Origin of the sequence: Nannocystis sp. (genome assembly GCF_016714285.1) — a bacterium.
GTDB lineage: Bacteria > Myxococcota_A > Polyangia > Nannocystales > Nannocystaceae > Nannocystis.
Map to the genome: position 1 here is coordinate 13,274 of NZ_JADJNN010000040.1, position 17,309 is coordinate 30,582.

18 protein-coding genes are annotated in these 17,309 nt (G+C 69.2%); 10 read left to right on the forward strand and 8 right to left on the reverse strand.

Translation table 11 applies throughout. The annotated features are described in order from the left end of the window. Positions 1-7: 7 nt before the first annotated feature. The 8 genes from IPJ59_RS35925 to IPJ59_RS35960 all read right to left on the reverse strand — a co-directional run bounded on the left by IPJ59_RS35925 (position 8) and on the right by IPJ59_RS35960 (position 10,050). On the reverse strand, positions 8-1,984 hold the full coding sequence (locus IPJ59_RS35925) for a hypothetical protein (protein WP_293275696.1): 1,977 nt from the start codon (positions 1,982-1,984) through the stop codon (positions 8-10). 12 nt (positions 1,985-1,996) lie between these two features. Continuing rightward, the gene (locus IPJ59_RS35930; RefSeq protein ID WP_293275697.1) at positions 1,997-2,356 is read right to left on the reverse strand and encodes a hypothetical protein; all 360 of its coding nucleotides are present in this window, start codon (positions 2,354-2,356) and stop codon (positions 1,997-1,999) included. 61 nt (positions 2,357-2,417) lie between these two features. After that, positions 2,418-2,687: a hypothetical protein gene (locus tag IPJ59_RS35935; RefSeq protein ID WP_293245903.1), complete on the reverse strand. Its 270-nt coding sequence runs from the start codon at positions 2,685-2,687 to the stop codon at positions 2,418-2,420. Positions 2,688-2,696: 9 nt separating this feature from the next. Further along, entirely contained in the window at positions 2,697-4,793 is a 2,097-nt protein-coding gene (locus IPJ59_RS35940) for a beta clamp domain-containing protein (RefSeq protein ID WP_293275698.1), read from the reverse strand. After that, entirely contained in the window at positions 4,685-6,760 is a 2,076-nt protein-coding gene (locus IPJ59_RS35945) for a helicase-related protein (RefSeq protein ID WP_293275699.1), read from the reverse strand. Before IPJ59_RS35945 ends, IPJ59_RS35940 begins: the two co-directional genes overlap by 109 nt. Beyond that, positions 6,744-7,079, reverse strand: a complete 336-nt coding sequence (locus IPJ59_RS35950; protein ID WP_293275700.1) for a hypothetical protein — start codon at positions 7,077-7,079, stop codon at positions 6,744-6,746. The genes IPJ59_RS35945 and IPJ59_RS35950 overlap by 17 nt, the downstream gene beginning before the upstream one ends. Then, complete coding sequence (locus tag IPJ59_RS35955; RefSeq protein WP_293275701.1) at positions 7,076-9,733, reverse strand: Eco57I restriction-modification methylase domain-containing protein; 2,658 nt, start codon at positions 9,731-9,733, stop codon at positions 7,076-7,078. Before IPJ59_RS35955 ends, IPJ59_RS35950 begins: the two co-directional genes overlap by 4 nt. Continuing rightward, complete coding sequence (locus tag IPJ59_RS35960) at positions 9,730-10,050, reverse strand: hypothetical protein (protein WP_293275702.1); 321 nt, start codon at positions 10,048-10,050, stop codon at positions 9,730-9,732. The genes IPJ59_RS35955 and IPJ59_RS35960 overlap by 4 nt, the downstream gene beginning before the upstream one ends. A gap of 231 nt (positions 10,051-10,281) precedes the next feature. Here IPJ59_RS35960 and IPJ59_RS35965 point away from each other — a divergent pair, with 231 nt between their 5' ends. The 10 genes from IPJ59_RS35965 to IPJ59_RS36010 all read left to right on the forward strand — a co-directional run bounded on the left by IPJ59_RS35965 (position 10,282) and on the right by IPJ59_RS36010 (position 17,302). Further along, a complete protein-coding gene (locus IPJ59_RS35965; protein ID WP_293275703.1) occupies positions 10,282-10,596 on the forward strand; it encodes a hypothetical protein in 315 nt (104 codons plus the stop codon). Positions 10,597-11,396: 800 nt separating this feature from the next. Continuing rightward, positions 11,397-11,654 carry a hypothetical protein gene (locus tag IPJ59_RS35970; protein ID WP_293275704.1) on the forward strand — a complete coding sequence of 86 codons (258 nt, stop codon included), beginning with the start codon at positions 11,397-11,399 and terminating at the stop codon, positions 11,652-11,654. A gap of 1,069 nt (positions 11,655-12,723) precedes the next feature. Then, the gene (locus tag IPJ59_RS35975; RefSeq protein WP_293275705.1) at positions 12,724-13,005 is read left to right on the forward strand and encodes a hypothetical protein; all 282 of its coding nucleotides are present in this window, start codon (positions 12,724-12,726) and stop codon (positions 13,003-13,005) included. Positions 13,006-13,229: 224 nt separating this feature from the next. After that, a complete protein-coding gene (locus IPJ59_RS35980; RefSeq protein WP_293275706.1) occupies positions 13,230-13,403 on the forward strand; it encodes a hypothetical protein in 174 nt (57 codons plus the stop codon). A 12-nt stretch (positions 13,404-13,415) separates the two neighbouring features. Then, the gene (locus tag IPJ59_RS35985; RefSeq protein WP_293275707.1) at positions 13,416-13,961 is read left to right on the forward strand and encodes a hypothetical protein; all 546 of its coding nucleotides are present in this window, start codon (positions 13,416-13,418) and stop codon (positions 13,959-13,961) included. Positions 13,962-13,965: 4 nt separating this feature from the next. Then, positions 13,966-14,325 (forward strand): hypothetical protein, encoded by a 360-nt coding sequence (locus tag IPJ59_RS35990; RefSeq protein WP_293275708.1) that lies wholly within the window; start codon positions 13,966-13,968, stop codon positions 14,323-14,325. Beyond that, on the forward strand, positions 14,300-14,593 hold the full coding sequence (locus tag IPJ59_RS35995) for a hypothetical protein (RefSeq protein ID WP_293275709.1): 294 nt from the start codon (positions 14,300-14,302) through the stop codon (positions 14,591-14,593). Before IPJ59_RS35990 ends, IPJ59_RS35995 begins: the two co-directional genes overlap by 26 nt. Positions 14,594-14,605: 12 nt before the next feature. After that, a complete protein-coding gene (locus tag IPJ59_RS36000; RefSeq protein WP_293275710.1) occupies positions 14,606-15,328 on the forward strand; it encodes a hypothetical protein in 723 nt (240 codons plus the stop codon). Then, on the forward strand, positions 15,329-16,225 hold the full coding sequence (locus tag IPJ59_RS36005) for a hypothetical protein (RefSeq protein ID WP_293275711.1): 897 nt from the start codon (positions 15,329-15,331) through the stop codon (positions 16,223-16,225). A gap of 828 nt (positions 16,226-17,053) precedes the next feature. Then, complete coding sequence (locus IPJ59_RS36010; RefSeq protein WP_293275712.1) at positions 17,054-17,302, forward strand: hypothetical protein; 249 nt, start codon at positions 17,054-17,056, stop codon at positions 17,300-17,302. Positions 17,303-17,309 lie beyond the last annotated feature (7 nt).

A 17,309-nucleotide genomic window follows, 5' to 3' on the forward strand; every position in this document is an offset into this window, starting at 1 on the left:
CGGCCAACTACAGCGGCCCGGACTTCCGCTTGTAGACCTTGCTCAGGGCCCACCCGGCGGCGAACAGGGCGCCGAAGCCACCGATGCCCGCCACCATGGCCCGCTCCCGGGTCCACAGCGGCGGCGGGTCGTCGCCCATCACCGCCGGGTCGGCGTCGCGGTCCTGGCGACCCCGGCGGACCGGCGGGTCATCCCACGCCGGGGGCACGGGGTTGCCGACCCGCAGCGGCGGCAGGTCGGGCTCTGGCTCCTCCGGCTTGCCGTCGCCCGCGCTGAGGCGGGCGTGGATCCCGAACCTGCTCGGCACCTTGGGGACGCCCGACGCGAGGAGCTGGGCGCGCCAGTCCTTGCCGTTGTGGCGCTCGCCCTCGGGGACGTCGAGCATGTTGATCGCCATGCGGGCCTCGCTCTTGAGCAGCAGGGCGCGCATGTCGTCGAGCAGCGACTGCAAGCCGGCGTCGCCCGCGAAGGCGGCGTCGCTGCGCCGAACGTAGGCGGACACGAGGCTGTATTTCAGGTTGTGCCGCTGCCGTTTCTGGAGCGCGTTGAGCGTGTCGTAGATGGCCGGGTTCCGATAGTAAATGGTGCCCATGCAGCTCTGAAAGCCCTTGCTCGGGGTGTCGAGAATGGGCAGGAAGGGCCCCGAGTACAGGCTCCCGGGGTAGAGGTTGCTGGTCTTCATCTCCTCGCGGAAGTAGCCGGTGGGGGTGTCGAACTTGGTGTAGATCGGGTGGAGATTCGTTCCGCCGAGGGTTTGGCAGGCCCACGATCCGACGCCGTAGTAGACCGCGGCGCCGAAGAAGCCCTCAAGGTTGCGGCTCTTGATCGTGCCGTCGCCGTTGAGGTTCTTGCCCCACCACGGGAACACGCGCTCGCGGAGGTAGTCGATGCCCGCCTCGCAGTAGGCGAGCCACTCGGCGTGCATGCGGATGCAGTCGAGGCGGTAGAGGTACGGCGAGCCGGGCTTGGTCGCCCACTCCCAGGCGAGACCGGCGAGGCGGGCGGTCGCGGGGTAGAAGCTGCCGGTGTCGATGATGTACTGCGCGCCGTTGACCGGGTTCGAGTGACTGTATGCGCCGCGCGGGTCGCTACCCCGGTTGAGGAACGCTTTGAAGGCGGCGCCGCGGGGGTCGAGGTTGACCTGGATCACCGAGGTCAGGATCGTGGTGCCGGGGATGAGACCCACGCCGCCGGAGGGGACAAACGCCTCGCCCTCGTCGCCGGCGAACTCGTCGCTCCACTTGTCGACCTCGCCCTGGGCGAAGGCGAAGCCCCTGTCGCGCTCGATGCCCACCCACTCACCCTTGAAGCGCGGGAGAAACAGCCGGGTCCAGTCTTGCGTCTGCAGGGTGGTGCGGACCTGATTCTGGACCAGGCCCGAGTCGGTCACGCTGTCGGCGGTCTGGAGCGGCGGGAACGACCGATACATGGCCTCGCGCACGGCGGCGTCGTGCCGGTCCTGCTTGGCCTTCCGCGCCTTGATGATCTTGACGATGCCCGTCACGAGCGCCGCGATCGCGGCGCCGATCTGCCCCACGACGGGGATCGCCGTGCCGACAGCGGCGAGGCCCACACCGAGCGTGACGGTGGCTACGACCTTGCCGGCGTTGCCCTTGCTGGCGGCGTCGAAGATGTCGGCGACGTCGCGCTCCGACAGCGCGGTGCCGATCGGCGTGGCGTCGATGACGGACTTCAACCCGCCGAGCAGGCCCGACGGGTAGTTGTTGAACTTCGTGATCTCGGTGCCGAAGTCGGTGGCGAGATCGAAGAGCAGGAGCCGTGAGCCGGTGTGCAGATCGCGGGCCTGGTGCGCCGCGGTGGTATCGAAGCGGTCGAGGCCGAAGCTCGCGCCCACGGAGGGGTCCAACCAGGCGTTCTGGAGCTCTTGATGCGAGGGGAATTCGGATTTGAAGGTGTCGTACTCGCTCAGCGCAGCGCCGAAGGCGGCCTCGAAGGCGGCGCTACCTGGCCGCAGGGCTACCACGGCGCACCTACTTCATCGCTCGGCCTGACACTCGATGTTCTCGAGACACACGTAGCCGGTCGGGCAGGCGGTTTGCGCGTTGCAAGGGACATAGCAGTGTCCCCCATTGCACTTGCCGCTGATGCCGGATAGCGATGGACACTCCGCGTCCTCCATGCACTCGGGCTGACAAATGCTCGAGTTGCTGGTGAAGCGGCACTGGGAGCCCCCCTCGCACTTGTAGTCGCAAGTACAGGGGGGATAGTTGGGGTCCTTGTCGCCGATGGCGTCGTCGGTGCATGCGTCGCCGGTGCTCGATCCGCCGGTGTCGTCGCCGGAGTCGGGCTTGCAGGCCAGGAGGGCGACGAGGAAGGGCAGGAGGACGGCGCGCATGGTCGGGGTCTTACCATGAGCCCCGCGACCGTCGCCAGGGTCGACGCGGCGATCATGGCGATCATGGGGCCCGCCCCAGGTGGACGGCGCCCTCGCCGTCGATGGCCACACGTGCGACGACGCAGCCCTCGACCGTCTCGAGGCAGCAGTTGCGAGTCACGGGCAGGTGGCGCCAGCGCTCGAGCACCACGCCGTTGCAGCGGGCTTTGCCCGACACGAGGATCACGGCGATGGCCCGCTCGCCGAGCTCCTCGATGCTCGTCTCGCCGGGCGCGAGCACCACGGCGTCGAGCTTGAACGCGCCGAGGGTCAACATTGTGCGGTCAAACATGGTTTCTCCTCAGTTTTGGAGCCGGTACGGCATGACGATCGTGATGTTGTTCGACTCGAGGGCGGCGAGCACCGGGCCGCGGGCGTCGCGGCGGGTCTTCGGCAGGGCGCTGTCGGGCCAGGTGATCACGAGGATCGGGCTGGTCGGGGTGGTGAAGGCGAGCGCGACGAGGGGGCCGCCAGAGCGCAGGCCCTCGAGGACGTCGCGCATGTAGGCCGCGTTGATGCCGATCTCGATGGCGGGGCCGTCGACGAAGACGTCGCGCAGGTTGAAGCTGAAGGTGTCGCTCTTGATCTCCAGCGGAGTCGCGACTTGCACGCGCGCGAGCTCCTTGGCCGACGCGAGGGGCTTCACGGCGTCGAAGAGCTCGGCCCGGTTCACGACGCACACGGTCGTCAGGTCGCCCGCCTTGGGGATGACGTTCTGATAGGCGATCGGTTCGGCGGGGGCGCGGCTGGCGATGAAGGTGAACAGGTCGGTGGCCAGCGCGAGCCGCTTGGTGCCGCCAGTGGCGGTCTGGATCCGCAGCGGGGGCGAGGCCGCGTCCTTGCGGCGACGGCCGGGGCGAACGGTCTTCTCGTACTCTTGCAGGAGCTTTTGCAGGCGGAGCAGCGCCGGGTAGGCGATGCGCTGGCCGTCGAGCGCGGCCGCGTCGGGCGTGTCGATCGAGGCCAGGGCGAGCATGTGGCCGTTGGTGGCGATCGCGGTGAGGCGCTCGCCCTGGGCGTGGAAGGCGAGCATGTGGAGCTGGGGCCGGTTCGCGTCGGTCGAGACGGCGAACATGCTGCGATCGAGGAGGTCCATGAACGCCTCGAGCGGGATCTGGGCGGCGCCCGTGAGGTCGTCGTCGAGGCGGACGGGCACGTACGCGACGGTCGGCACTGATACCTGGCGGCCGACCACGCCGACCTGCAAGATCGCCTCGCGCGGCTTCTTCTGCACCTGCAAGGCGCCGGAGGTCAGGTGCTTCGTGCTGGCCGCGAGCTGCTTGCTCTCCACGGTCGCGTCGCCGGGGCTGACGCAGCGCGTGGTCGTGAAGCGCAGCTCGAAGTACTGGTCGGGCGAGCCGACGCGGAAGAACACGTGGCCGCGACACTCGATCTGGACGAGGCTGAGCTTTGCGTCGCCGGGCACGGACACGCGGCGGATTAGATTGAGGGCGCCCTGCAGCTCCTTGGCGTCGACCGTGAAGGCGAGCTCGCCGGCCACGGCGGGCACTGGCGGTGGAGCGAGCAGGTCGGGCGCGGGGGGCTTCGGCGAGGGGCCGGGCTCGTCGTCGCTGGCGTCGACGTCGTCGGGCGGGGGCACCTGTGCGAGCGGTGCGGGCGCGGAGGTCTCGGGCTCGCCGGGAACGCGTGGCCAGTCGTCAAAGGTGCCACCGGACTGCGCGAGGCCGGCGGTGGCGAGCCGCTCGAGCACGCCGGGAAGATCGGTGCCCTCACGCAGCGAGAGCTCGTGCAGGCGGCCGGATTGACCGGGGAGTTGCTTCTGGTCCCGGCGTGAGAAGTAGAGCGAGCCGCCGGGTACCCTGGCCTGGAAGTCACCGTAGCCCATGTGTTGCGCATTACTCGGGATCAGGGCGGTGTCGCCGAACCAGCGATCGCCGACGCGATAGAAGCGACCCGGCTCCCGAGCGGATGCTGTGGGCGGGGTGCTGATCATTTTGTCGACCGCAGTCAGGTCGCGCTCGATGGCCGCGCGCTCGGTCGGGGTGGCGGGCCTCGCAGGGACGGCCTTCTCGGCCTGCTCGTCGGCGGTGATCTCGTCGATGCTGTCGCGGACGTACTGGCGGATCGCCCGGTACTGCTCCTGCGGCCGCTTGCGGTCGCGGATCGCCTGCTTCAGCTCGGCGTAGTCGCCCAGATCCTCCGGACTGCCCGAGTGCCGTACGGACACGGTGGTGAGCAGCGTCCCGGCGGGGATCTCGGTGAAGACTCGATCGGTGTCCCGCGAGCGCAGGTCGATCACACGGTAGCCGTGGCCGCTGCGGACGGGATTTATTGTGAAGCGCTCGCCGAGTCGGGCGACGATGCGATCGAGGATCTGGACCGAGGACGGATCCTGGTGAACGAGCGGGACTGATCGGTCGGCAGAGGGCGCTCCCACCACAGGCGGGCGGCGGCTCGCAGTTCGGAGACTGTGTAGGCGCTCGCTGCGGCCTGCCGCATGAACTCGGCGAAGCCGGCGACACCTGGCGAGAACAGGCGCATGCCGGCGAGGCTGCGTGTGTTGGCGAGGAACAGCGCGCCAGTGCCGTCCTGCGCCGGGTACAGCTCGTCGCTGTTCGACCATGTCCGTTGCGCGAGGCGGTCGCGTACGGCGTCGGCGATGCGGGGCCAGTACACGCCCAGGAAGCGCTCGCTGGCCCACATGAGGCCGAGGTCTTCCCACGCACCCTGGCGGCCCATCGTCTCGAGCGCTTGGGCGATGGCGGCTTGCGTGGTGGCGGCATCGTCGGGCCAGCCGCCGGTGAAGCTCGCGGGGGTCAACGCGATCGGCTCGAGGCCGTCGAGGCCGACCGTGCTCCACACTGCCCGGCCGGAGCGACGCTCCCCGATCCGGCGGTCCTCGACGCGGCCATATTCGCGGTGGACCGGCTGCCCGTTCTCGAGGTGCCACAGCTGGAGGCCCTCGTAGAACGGGACACCGGTCGCGGGGATCAGCGAGGGGCGCTGCTCGATGGCCCGCGCCTGATCGAAGAAGGGCCAGATCGAGGCGTCGACGTTGCGCAGGTTGGCGAGCTCGGCCTGGCCCTCCTGCCGCAACCTGGCGGCCTCGAGGGGCTCCGCGGCACGCTCCGCGGCGCGAAACCTGGCGTCGGCCGAGCGCATGAGGCGGGCTACCTGGCGCAGCAGTTTGCCGCGACGTGCGGCCACCTCCTGGCGGGCGACCTGCTCGAGCAGCGCGCGAGTCTTCTCGGGGTCCGTGGTCAGGTCGGCGATCAGTTCGATCGGCGAGACATCCACCATGGCGCTCGGGTTGGACACGATGTCGTCCTCCGACTCCATCACTTGATCGATCCACGTGCCCTTGCCCTGGATCTTGGCGAAGCGCGGGCCGTCGCCGGAGCTGCGCGCGAGGTAGTCGTAGATGACGATCGCGTCGAGCTCGTTGCCCTGGCGATCGGCCCGGCCGTTGCGCTGCCGTCGGGTCATGGGATCCCACGGCAGATCGACGTTGTGGACGGCGCAGGTGCGGCGTTGCAGGTTGGCGCCCTCGCCACCGACCGAGTTGGCGATCATGACGATGTAGCGGCCCGCGTTGAAGTCGTCCACGAGCTGGACGCGGTCGGTGGCCGACTTGGCACTCTGCGCATTGAGCAGGGCGATACGGGCGCGGGGGATGCCGTACTCGACGAGTACCTCGCGCAGCCACATCTGCGCCGCGAGAGGTTCCAGGAAGACGATGTGGCCGCAGCCGGGCGTGGCGAGGATGCGCTCCGCGACGGCGACAAACTTCGGCGAACGGAACGAGTCGGGCGCGGGCAGGTCCTTGCCACCGAGGGCGTTGTCCCAGCTGTAGCCCTCGTCGAGCTGGGCGTGGATCGCCACGAGGCCGAGGCGGACGATCAGGCCGAGCGCCATGTTGCCGCCGCCGGTGGCCATCTTGGCCGCGAAGGCGTCGGCGTGGGCGCCGGTCTTGGCCCGCTGCGCGTCGTCGAGGTCGACGCGGACCAGCTCCTGGCGAGCGCGGGGCTTCTTGAGCCGGCCGAGCGCGGCCATCTCCTCGGCGCTGCGCATCTCGAGCAGACGGGTGAGGATCGAGCGCAGGTCGATCAAATTCTTGAAGCCGACCATGGCGGACCGGTCCTCGATCGCCATGCCGACCGTGACCACGGGGCGCTTTTCGATGATGCAGAAGCGGTCGATGAACTGCTCGGCGTCGTGGATCTTGAGGTCGGTCCAGGCCCGCGGGTTGACGTAGCTGACGGCCGTGTACAGCTCGGTCGGGCTGTTCTTCGCAGGGGTCGCGCTGAGACCGATGATCCCCGCGCCGCCGGTGCGATGGCGGATCGCCGCGCTGCGAAAGCACAGCTGCCAGGCCCGATCCGAGCCCTCACCGGGCGAACCCATGAAGGCCGGCACGCCGTACTCGCGCGGCTCCGGCTTGAAGAGATTCTTGAAATTGTGGATCTCGTCGATGACCAGGAGGTCGATGCCGAGGTCGTCCCACTTGATGTCGCCGTCGTACTCCCAGCGTCTCCGGCAGCTCCAGGCGCTCGAGGATCCACGCCGGGATGCCCTCCTCGAGGATCGCCCGCTCGCGCTCGGTGCGGTCCTTCGGGTCCTTGTCGGCGATGCTGCGCCGGGTGAGCGCGAGCTGTCGCATGATCGCTGGGGTGTCCTGCACGAGCGCCGTGGCGGCGTCCATGTCGAGCCGCGTGCGACTCATCGAGCTGTAGGTGAGCAGGGCGAGGTCGTATTCGCCGGCCTGGAATCGGGCCCACTTCTGGGCGCGCTGCTCGGGCTTGTCGGTCTCCGCGGTCTCGACGATTTTGCCGTCCACCTCTGCGTTACCGAGGTTGGTGCCGACGAGCAGCACGCGGTAGTCGGGCAACACGGCGGCGATCTCGTTGCGCCACTGGAGGATAAGAGATTGGGGACTAGCACCACGGGCCGCCGGACCCATCCCTCCTGCCGTGCGGCGGCGATGGTAGCGAGGGCAGTGAAGGTCTTGCCGACGCCGACATCGTAGACGAGGATGCCGCCGCGATTGGACAGCAGGCGCCGCACGCCAGCTCGCTGGTAGTCGAACAGCTGGCGCTTGGGGTCCGTGGTCCAGCGGGCGATGTAGATCGGCTCGTCGCCGTATGTGGGGAGCACGAAGCCGCGGGCGACGCGGTTGTATGCGGCGAGCAAGATCCGCTGGCGCTCGGGCGCCCCGGCGATCCAGTCGCGAAAATCGCGGCTCCACGCGGCGACCTTCTCGTCGCGCGCTTCATTGAGGCTTTGGAGCTTCTTGCGCTCCGGGCTGAAGTTCACCTTGTCGTGGTTGAGCCAGCCGAGGAAGTTGATCGTGAGCGGCGCGAGCTGGGGGCTCTCGTCGAGGTCGCTGTAGTCGATGCCGCGGACCTGCACGAGGCCGGCGTCGCGGATGAGCTCGATCGCCGGGTAGCCGCCGTTGATGGTGTCGCCGAGCCAGTCGGCGATCAGCGGGAGCGGCACCCAGCCCTCGCGCACCGAGTACTCGCCGAGGTCGTGCAGCAGCGCGGGGCGGATCGTCGCCATCAGGCGCCGCGCCTGCTCCTGCGCCTGCATGTTGTCGGGATGCTGGACGGCCCGGTCGTAGCGCGACCACAGATCGCCGGTGTAGTAGTCGGTCTCGGGCAGCAGGAGCGTGAGGCCGGGCCCGTCGACGCACCACCCGGCGCGCATGATCAAGGTGAGGGCCGCGTCGCGCGTCTCAGTGCCACCACGCGCGGTGTTCTCCTGCATGAGCCGCGGGACGCTCAGGCCGCGCTCCTGGCGGTAGATGTGCTCGGCAAGCGCGAGCAGATCACCGGTGGGGATCGTGGGCGCAGCGGCCGGGGGGCGCTCGCGCAGGCCGGGGATCAGGTTGCCGTCGTTCTCGAAGGCGCGGAGGAAGGTGCGGGCGAGGTCGCGGTCCTTCGCCAGCACGCGGACATTCTTCGCGTCGTAGGGGTTGCCGTGGCGTGTCGTCCAGCCACGGAGCGCGTCGACCAGCTCGGGCCAGAGCAGCACGGGGTCGTCGGCGCGGGCGCCCGCGACGGCGGCGAGGTAGGCGTCGACGCGGCGCACGAGGGCCTGCGCCGACGCGATGCGCGGGTCGCCGGGGTCAAGCTCGTCCTTGGCAACGATGCGCGGGGCGGCGACGCGGATCCGGCAGTCCTGGCAGATCGGGCGCTCGATCAGCTCGGGGAGCCGCACGGGCGGGCCGATGATCGCAAGACGGTAGCTGTTGTCGATCTCGCCGAGCACGTGCCGCGGCACCATGTCGAAGTAGCGGCCGTCCGCGATCGGGACGTCCTCCGCGTCGAGCTCGGCCAGCACGCCCGCGCGGCGGCGGAAGAAGATCAGGTCGGTGACATTGTGGGCGCCGGGGAAGTGATCGCGCTGGCGGCCGTCCGGGAGGCGCAGCTGTGAGGGCAGGCGGAAGGCGGTTGCAACGTGGTTGCCGAGGAGGATCGTCTCGCGGAGCTTGCGGCGCTTGGGGTCGCTCATAAAGCCCATCGGCACGATGAAGATCCCGAGGCCGCCGGGTGCGAGCAGATCGAGGCCCCGTCGCAGGAAGTAGGCCATCGCGGTCTTTTCGCGGTAGCTGCGGTCGCGGTCCTCGAACGCTGCCTCACCGCGCTGGCCGAACGGCGGATTGCTGACCACGAGGTTGACGCGGCCGACCTCCTCGTCCCAGTGCTTCGCGATCCAGCGCTCGAAGGGGCCCGTGAACACCGTGAGGCCGGGTCGCACGGCGGACAGAAGCGTGGCGGCCAGCGCCGAGTACTCGATGGCTGTCCAGCGGATCGGCGCGCCGCCGAGGGCGTCGAAGGCGAGGATGAAGCGCCCGATCCCGGCGGAGGGCTCGAGCGCACGGATCACGCCGTCCAGGCCGACGAGATCGGGGAGCAAGAGTCGTGCGACCCTGGCGATCTCGGCCACGAGGGCGGTCGGCGTGTAGTACTCGTGGATCAGGCCGCGCGTGTCGACCTGCAGCGACGGCGGGAACGCGGCCTGTGCCTTGTCGATCGAGAGGCCACCCCAACCGCTGTAGCGGGCGAGCACGCGGCGATCCTCGACGGTGTGCGACCCGGCGGGCTTGCTAACCAGGAGCTGCATGGCTTCGAGGTTGGCGGCCATGCGACGAGATTCGGTCCACGCGTCGGGCTGACCGGGGTCGATCGCTGGCTCGCGCTGCGCGAGGGCGGCGGTGAGGCCGTTCAGGATCTTGATGCGGTTGCGGGCGAGGAAGTCGTCCAGCGCGGCGTCGGAGGGCACGGGCTCGCCGCGGCGACGGGCCTCCTGCAAGCGGCCGCGCACGCGCGCGACCTGCCGCTCGAAGCGCTCGAGGGCCGCCTCCGAGACGATCACGCCTCGTCCCCCATCGCGCCGGCCATGAAGGCCCGCATGAGCGCGGCATCATCGGCGGTGGAGGCTGTGGCCCGCGCCGCGGGTTGGCCTCGCGCGGCCATCTCTTCGGCGACCTTGCGCAGCTTGCCGGCGCTGCCGCTCTCGAGGTGACGCGACTGTCCGTCCGCGTCGTAGAAGTAGAGCGCGTGGCGCTTGCCCTCGGGCTCCACGACGAAGGTGCCATGCTTGGCCGCGCCGCGGGCCTTGCCGTCGACCTCGGTCCACGTGACGCAGCCGCAACTCGCGTCCTCGGGGGCCTTCTCGGACTTCTTGACCATAGTCTCCTCCTTCGCTGGCGGCGTCGGTTTGGCGGGGCCTTCTCCTCCTTCGCTGGTGGCGTCGGCTTGGCGGGGGCCTTCCCCTTCCTCGCTGGTGGCGTCGGCTTGCCTGGGGCCTTCTCCGCGTCGGTGGCGCTGGGCTTGCCGCCCTTGCGTCCGCGAGTCGCTACTGCGGGCGCCTTGGGTGTCCGGGCCCTCGCGGCCATCTTCTTGCCGGCAGCCTTGCCCCGCTTGCCCTTGCTCGCCGCATCGCTCGCCGCCTTGCTCGCTGCCTTGCTCGCCGCCTTGCTCGCCGCTTTGCTCGCCGCCTTGCTCGCCGCCTTGCTCGCCTTGCTCGCCGCCTTGCTCGCCGCCTTGCTCGCGGGTGCTGCGGCGGGTTGTTTCGCGGGCGTCGGCTTCTTCGCAGGGGCGATGGGCTTCGCGGCCCGCTTCGCCACCTTCCGCCGGCCCTTGGCGGCCGGCTTCTCGCTCGAAACCGCCGCCGTCGGCGAGGGTGTGGCGCTCGTCGTCACCACCGCCACAGGCTTAGCTCGCAGCGTGGTGTAGTGGGTCGCGGCGACGCGACAGATCTGCTGCGCCACGGCTGGGTCCGTCCCGGTCGGCACCGACACATTGCCGCTGGGATCTGCGACCCGTGCCGCCCTCGACCTTCCCGCAGATGCAGCCATCCGAGACCTGATCGAACGCCAGGCCGGTCTCCGCTCGTTCGTCGGCGACGCCGCTCGCGGCGGTGGCTCCGGTGTCGCCCGCTCGGCCTGCTTCCTCCCCTGCCGTTTCGCCGGCTTGGCAGCCTCCGCGGCTTGCTTTTCCAGCGCTGCGGCGACCTCGGGCATCGTCGCCGCGTGGGCTTCGGCCCGGCACTGTGCATCGCGGAGGCGCCGGAGCCCGGTCGCCAGCACCTCCGCGCGCCGCCCGATCTTCACCGTGCAGTGCCACCCGTCGTCGCGCTGTTCGACGCGAAAGCTCGCACCCAATTCCGCCGCAGACACACCCTTTTTCAGGTCGCTTCCACGGCAACGTGATTGGCTCGATCGCTCGACTGGCCATAATCCTCCCCTCCTACTTCCCGCGTGGCGGGCCCCCACAACAGCCCTACGGGCTCTCGCTCCAGGCGCGCCGCTCATGAATTCACGGATCACGCTGGCGCCCACGCGAAGCAGGTCGCCGATGTCCTCGACCGAGACGTTGCTCGGCGAGGCGGGCGGGCGACTCTTCATCGAGCTCAGCGCCTCGTCGAGCTGCCGGGCCTGCTCGATGGCCCGCTTGTTCATCTCGTTCGTCTGCTCCGCAGCTCGGCCCGACGCGGCGGCGTGCTTGTGGAAGACATCCCACAGCATCCGCGTCGCGTGCTCCGTCACCGCGAGCGGATCGGTGCTGTTCACCGGGCTCGTGATCGTGGCGTTGTCCTGGCCGTCTGCGTCGCCCGTGTCGTCCGCGTTGCCCGCGTCGGCTGTTTCGCCCGCGTCCCCGGGCCCGTCACCTTCTCCTACATCTTCGGTCTTTGGGCCCCGCGCGACGATCCTGCCGTCGAGTTCCGCGATCTGGCCCAGCTTGAGGCGCGGCTCCTGAAACTTTCGGAACTGTTCGAGGCTCCTCTTCGCTGAGTTCCTCCCACGACATCAACAACGTCGCGCCGCGGTCGTCCCATCTTCTGCTCGGGGTCCCTCGGCAGGACCCGGCACACCTTATACGTATGTCGTTCCACACCCTCCTCTGTTACAGCCCGCTCAACGAGGCAAGATACTACATGTTGATCACGCCCTGTCCACCAAGATAATTGCGCAGCGCACTCCGCGAGCTCGCACACCGCACGGGCGCACGGACGAGCCCGCTTGCTGATCTCTGGGAAGGCAGAATTTGCGGGGATAAGTCGCTAGCCCGCTATAATCATTGTTCCGACGCAAGTCGGCACTTGTCGCGCCTTTCTGGTGGACGGCGAACAGGTGCTGCCAGCGCGCCCGACATAGGTCGCGGGACATCTCTCAACGATGTCGGCGGCCCAGACAAGTTGTCTGGACTTCCCTCTGGATGTCGACTCTTCGGCAAGGAATGTCTGCGGGCCCCGCCGCGGGATGTCGGCACTTCTCTCGAGATGTCGCTCGACATCTCTGTCGGATGTCCCAGATATCCCTCCATTCCCCAACATGCCCCATCAGAGACACGCGAAAAGCACGCAGTCATAAAAACGCCGTAAACCATGGCTGAGCGCCAGGACAGGCACGAATTCGCTAAACAAACATCATCGAAAAAAGCTTCGCGGCCGGCTGTCTATTTATTGGACTCTGGCACTGCGGAGGCTGCTATCTCTTGTCCCCGATGACATGGCATCACCTCATCGTCACCATCCTGCGTGGTGTGCTCAGATTCGTCGCCGACGAGTACTACCCGGTCCCGGGACGTGTACGAAAGAGCCATAAGAGGAAGGCGGCTCCGCCTCCTCCACGGGCCGAAGAACCCGCGCATTCGGCCGGCTGGGCGCCACCGAAGGAGGCGCCGCCCGTGACCGTGATCCGTCTGGAGACCGACGCCGGCTCGACGGTCGCGGCTGCATCCTTTATAGGCGAGGAGTGCTTTGGTGTGACGAAGGTGCAGCGGGAGCGTCAGCCCGGCGAGAGCCGCAGGACACGGCGTAAGGCCCCGGCTGCCCCGGCGTCCACGGAGGTTGCGCCTGCGGTGCCGTCCCTGCGCGACCCGCAATACGCCGAGCGACTCGAGCGCATGCGCCAGTGGGGCATCGCCGAGCACGCCCGCCAGCAGGCCGAATTCCAGGACCAGGCCGCCGAGGTCGAGGCGCAGCGCTCGGCCCCGACGACCGTGCAACGAGTGGTCGAGCAGCCGCGAGCCTCGCGGCTGCGCCCCGCCGGTGAGCCGCTGTCGATCTCGTGGCTCGCCCCCGAGACGCTCCTGTTACTCGAGCTCGGAGAACCGCTGACATACGTGCACGCAGCCGCATAGGAGGGACAAATGGGGAAATTTGGGGAGAAGCAGCGACGCGCCACCGACGTGGTCCACGAGGTGCGCGTCGAGGAGAGCAAAAGCACGAGGAGCAGCTCGCCCGGCACACCGCGCACCTGTGCATCCACGGCTGGCGCGATGTCCTGTGGATCACCGGGGCGCTCGGGGCAGGACTCGCGCTTGGGAAGCTCGGCGAGAGTCAGCTTAAAGGAGGTTGGCGGGCCGTGCCGATGGTGGTCGGCCTCGTGCTGTCGATCGCCGCTCGCCGGACTGACCCGGGGCGGGTTCGATTCGCCAAGAAGGCCGCTCTGGCGGTCGGCGGCCTCGCGCTCATGACGTCCACGATTCACTTCACCATGCAGGGGCGCATCGACGCCGACCGCACGCTGGAAGCCTGAGGAGAACCGCGAATGAACTTTCGTACCGATCTGGAGATCCTCGCGCTGGAACCACAGGGCGGCGGGATGACGCTCATCGAGGCACGCGCCACGGATGGGAGCACGGTGGTGCTGTTGGTCCGCGTGGTCGAGCCGCTCGTCGTGGGCGGCCACATGGCGCTCGCACTGACCGCCGAAGTCGCCGCGCCGACGCAGGCACCGACCGGCAAGTCGATGCGCGACCGGTTGCAGGCGCGCCTCAGTGGCACGGCCCCAGCGGCCACTGCCCCGGCGCCTCGACTGGCGATCAGCCTCAATACGCCGGGCAGCGCGGGCACGTTTGGCTCCCCGCCGGGCGGCGCAGCTGCGTCGGGCAGTGCGGGCACGTCGGGCGCCGCGAGCTCGCCGAACGGCGCGGCCGCGCCGAGTCCGGCGTCGCAGAGTTCGAGCGCGGCGGGTGACGCATCGTCGCTGCTGCTCTCTTCCATCCTGGGGGCTTCCCCCCGCAGCTCCGTAAACGCGGAGCGCGATGTGGACGATGAAATGGACGCGCTCTTTGGGGCGCGCAGAAAGGGCTAGATCGATGGCTGACGAGACCGAGGAGAAGCTCAACTACATGGCCGACCGCATCGCGGCGCGGCTGCAAGGACAAAGCACGCTGCCCGCGATCACGGGACAGATCCAGGCGTGCAGTTTTTCAGCGCCGAGCAACGGCTGCGAGAACTTGCTGTACGCGCCGATCACGACGCAGAAGTTTTACCGCAGCGGGCGGACCGACATCGCCGTCATCCAGATGGGCCATATCCCGGTCGCGCCGGGGGCCCAGGTCACGCTCGCGCAGGAGTCAGCCGCCCTGGCCCACGGGCTGCTTCAGCCTGCGCTACCGCCTCGCCAACAACGGCAACAACCACGATCAGGTGCGCCTCGCGTGGTTTCTGGATGATGAGGAGCTCGACACGCAGATCTGGGGCAGCGAGATCTACAACCTCGACAACACGATCATCGGCGATGGCCTCCTGCCGATCCCGATGGCGATGGGCCAGCACTGCTGCGTTGGTGGCAACAACCGCCTGCGCGCCCGGATCTCCCACACGGGGAACAACAACCAGATCGAGAACATCCGCCTGTTCGTGCACCACGGCAAGGCCGTGAAGTGCTGCTCGTCGTGCGCCATGGGCCGCTCGTGCGACTGCAACGGGGGCCACAAGTAATCGGAGGTCGTCATGGACAAGATCAGACTCATCCTCCGCGGCGGGCTCGACGGCGTGACGCTGGCGACCGCGCCGACAGACTTCGCGCTCGCCGAGGGGTGGACGCAGGGCACGCTCGCTACGAACCCGGTGGGCATCCTACCCGCTGGCCTGTGGGGCAAGGTGCCGGCCGGCGATCCCTACCTCGCGCACATCAATGTGCTGACCACCAACCCGCTCGGCCCGGGCGACTTCTTCGAGCTGCAGAGCGGCGCACCGATCCAGCCGCGCGTCCAGTACGCCCCGGGCCCGGGGAACAGCCGCCTCGTGCTCGTCCGTCCGACCGATCGTCTGCGCTTCGTCGTCGCGCCCCAGGCGAGCGTGGCGATCGAGCTGTTGATCGAGAGCATCGGCGGCGTCAACGAGCTCGGCACGCGCCTGGTGGCGTGGTCCGAACAATCGCGGGCATCGAGCGGTGTTCGTTCGCTCCGTGTCGGGGTCCCGCTGGCGCTCGCGGCCTGGCAGGGGCTGCTCCACGTGATCCACGACTCGGTCAACGCCGACGTGATCACGCTGCCCAGCCGCTCGCTTGTGCCGCTCGACGCGGTGCTCACATTCTCGCGCAAGGGCGCCGGGGTGCCTCTGCTGGCAGCAGCAGCCGGCGACACCATCGCCCGCGGCCTGCCCAACCAGCAGGTCAACCGCGCGGTCATTGTCTACAACAACGGCGAAGAGTGGGCCCTCGCGGGTACGTAGATGGTGGTCAACGAGGACATCAAGGCGCTGGCCAAGCGAGCATTCGAGCTGGCGCAGCTACCCGAGAGCGATCGGCCCGCCCACAAGTGGGAGGCGCTGACCGTGAACGGGCAGATCATCGGCGCGGCGACCCCGGCGGGCATCGAGCAGGCGAAGCTCGAGACAGAGACCCGCTGGGGCGCCCAGATCCGGGCGCAGGGACTCGCCGCGCTCATCGATCCATGGTGGTACCTGCGCTCCGACGACGGCAAGCCGCCGGTAATCGCGGGCCTCGTTGAGAGCGCCATGACCAACCCGGACCGCCCGCTCGGGTCGGTGCTGCGGTCCTTCGCCACCGTGGAAGCTGAGAAGCGGGCGGCGCTCACCGACCAAGTGCGCGCATTCCTGGGGCGCGCCTTCGCGGGCGCCCTCGCGGACGCACGCCTGCGTTACGTCGACGTCATGCGCAGCCGGCCCGCGTTTCAGTGGCCCCGCGATCCGTGGGCAGCGGTGCTGCCATACGAGCAGAACGATCCGCCCGCGCAGATCCTCGTCGACAACCAGGGCAAGACCCACGACGGCGGGATGTTCGACGATCCGAGCGACGACACCAGCTGGGAGAAGCTGAAGTTTGGCGCCAAGGAGGCCGCGTGGGCCTGGGGCCCGGCGCTGCTGCAGTACAACCCGCCGGCCCTGTTCTACCAGGGCGTCGCGTCGGCGGCCGAGGCCGGGGCCGAAGCCGCGAAGGCGCCGCTCATCGCGGCGGCGAGATTCGGCAAGATCCTGATCGCAGGCGCCGCCGTCACCGGCGCGGCCGCGCTGCTTCTGTACGTCTACAACCGCAGCAAGCCCGCTGCGACCAGGCGAGCCGACGACCTCGATCACGCGATCGATGTCGAGGCGGTCGAGGTCTCCTGAGCGAGCGAGGACAACCCATGGCGAACGGCAACGGGAAGAACGGGAAGAATGGCGACGCGAAGCAGGGCGCCGACGAGGGCAGCAAGGGCCCGAAGAACGGCGCGAGCAGCAACGCTGCCGCGAACGCGAAGGCCGGCGAATCTGCAGCGTGGCAGGTCAAGCCCGCGGAGGCGCCCAAGCCCGCGATCATCGTGCCGGCGCGCAGCTTGACCCCGGTGCTCGTCGGCGTGACCGCCTCGCCGCGAGCGCCGGTGCCGTCTACGCGTTGCACCGCTGGCGGCAGCGGCGGCTCATGGCGCAGGATGGTGCCACAGCGCTCCCGGACTCCGAGCAGGCGTCGGGGCAGTCGCAGCCGGCCGCGCCCTCACCATCGCCGCCTGGGCAGTCGCCGATCGCAAAGCCGGGCAACGCCGACCCGAACTACTGGGGGACCACGGCGCGCGGCGAGGTGTACCGCCCGCTGTTCACCAAGCTCGAGGCCGTGACGGGCATGCCGCTGCGCCTTTACCTCTGCGTGGTCGCCAACCGCGAGGGCGGGTGGGTCCGCTCGGCGCGCAACAAGACGAAGGGGGAGGTCAAGGCGTCGCAGGACGCGATCGTGAACGGCGGCAAGCGGGGCAACCCGTCGCCGAAGTTTGCAGCGTCGATCGGCGCGGCCGGGTCCGGCGGCCTGTTCGGGGCGCTCGCACCATACGTCGCCTGGACCGGGCTCGACGAGGACTACACCCCTACCTCGACGAGGACTGGCCGATCATCGAGGACCCGATCGTCGCGGCGATCTGCGCCGCGAAGTACTACCAGCGGATCGTCGGCGGCGGGCGCTACCCCGTGTTCGCCAACCCCGGGCAACCATCGCCCGAGGACAACTACCGCGTGCGCCTCGGGTGGGCGAGCCCGTCCGCGCTCAAGGACAGCCCGAATGGGCAGCTGTTTCAGGACGTGAAGAAGCGCTTCGACGAGGACCTCGCCGAGCTCGGCCTCAAGATCACGGACCTCGCACCGCCGAACGCCGACCGCTGGCCCGGCCTCGCGGCGGTCGTCGCGGCCCTCAAGGTCTTCCCCGTCACCTGGAAGTAGGAGGCTG

Bases quoted from the DNA above. Each gene is read 5' to 3' on its own strand.
- IPJ59_RS35930 (WP_293275697.1), bottom strand. From the start codon at position 2,356: ATGCGCGCCGTCCTCCTGCCCTTCCTCGTCGCCCTCCTGGCCTGCAAG.
- IPJ59_RS35935 (WP_293245903.1), bottom strand. From the start codon at position 2,687: ATGTTTGACCGCACAATGTTGACCCTCGGCGCGTTCAAGCTCGACGCC.
- IPJ59_RS35945 (WP_293275699.1), bottom strand. From the start codon at position 6,760: ATGGGTTCGCCCGGTGAGGGCTCGGATCGGGCCTGGCAGCTGTGCTTT.
- IPJ59_RS35950 (WP_293275700.1), bottom strand. From the start codon at position 7,079: ATGAGTCGCACGCGGCTCGACATGGACGCCGCCACGGCGCTCGTGCAG.
- IPJ59_RS35960 (WP_293275702.1), bottom strand. From the start codon at position 10,050: ATGGTCAAGAAGTCCGAGAAGGCCCCCGAGGACGCGAGTTGCGGCTGC.
- IPJ59_RS35985 (WP_293275707.1), top strand. From the start codon at position 13,416: ATGAACTTTCGTACCGATCTGGAGATCCTCGCGCTGGAACCACAGGGC.
- IPJ59_RS35990 (WP_293275708.1), top strand. From the start codon at position 13,966: ATGGCTGACGAGACCGAGGAGAAGCTCAACTACATGGCCGACCGCATC.
- IPJ59_RS36000 (WP_293275710.1), top strand. From the start codon at position 14,606: ATGGACAAGATCAGACTCATCCTCCGCGGCGGGCTCGACGGCGTGACG.
- IPJ59_RS36005 (WP_293275711.1), top strand. From the start codon at position 15,329: ATGGTGGTCAACGAGGACATCAAGGCGCTGGCCAAGCGAGCATTCGAG.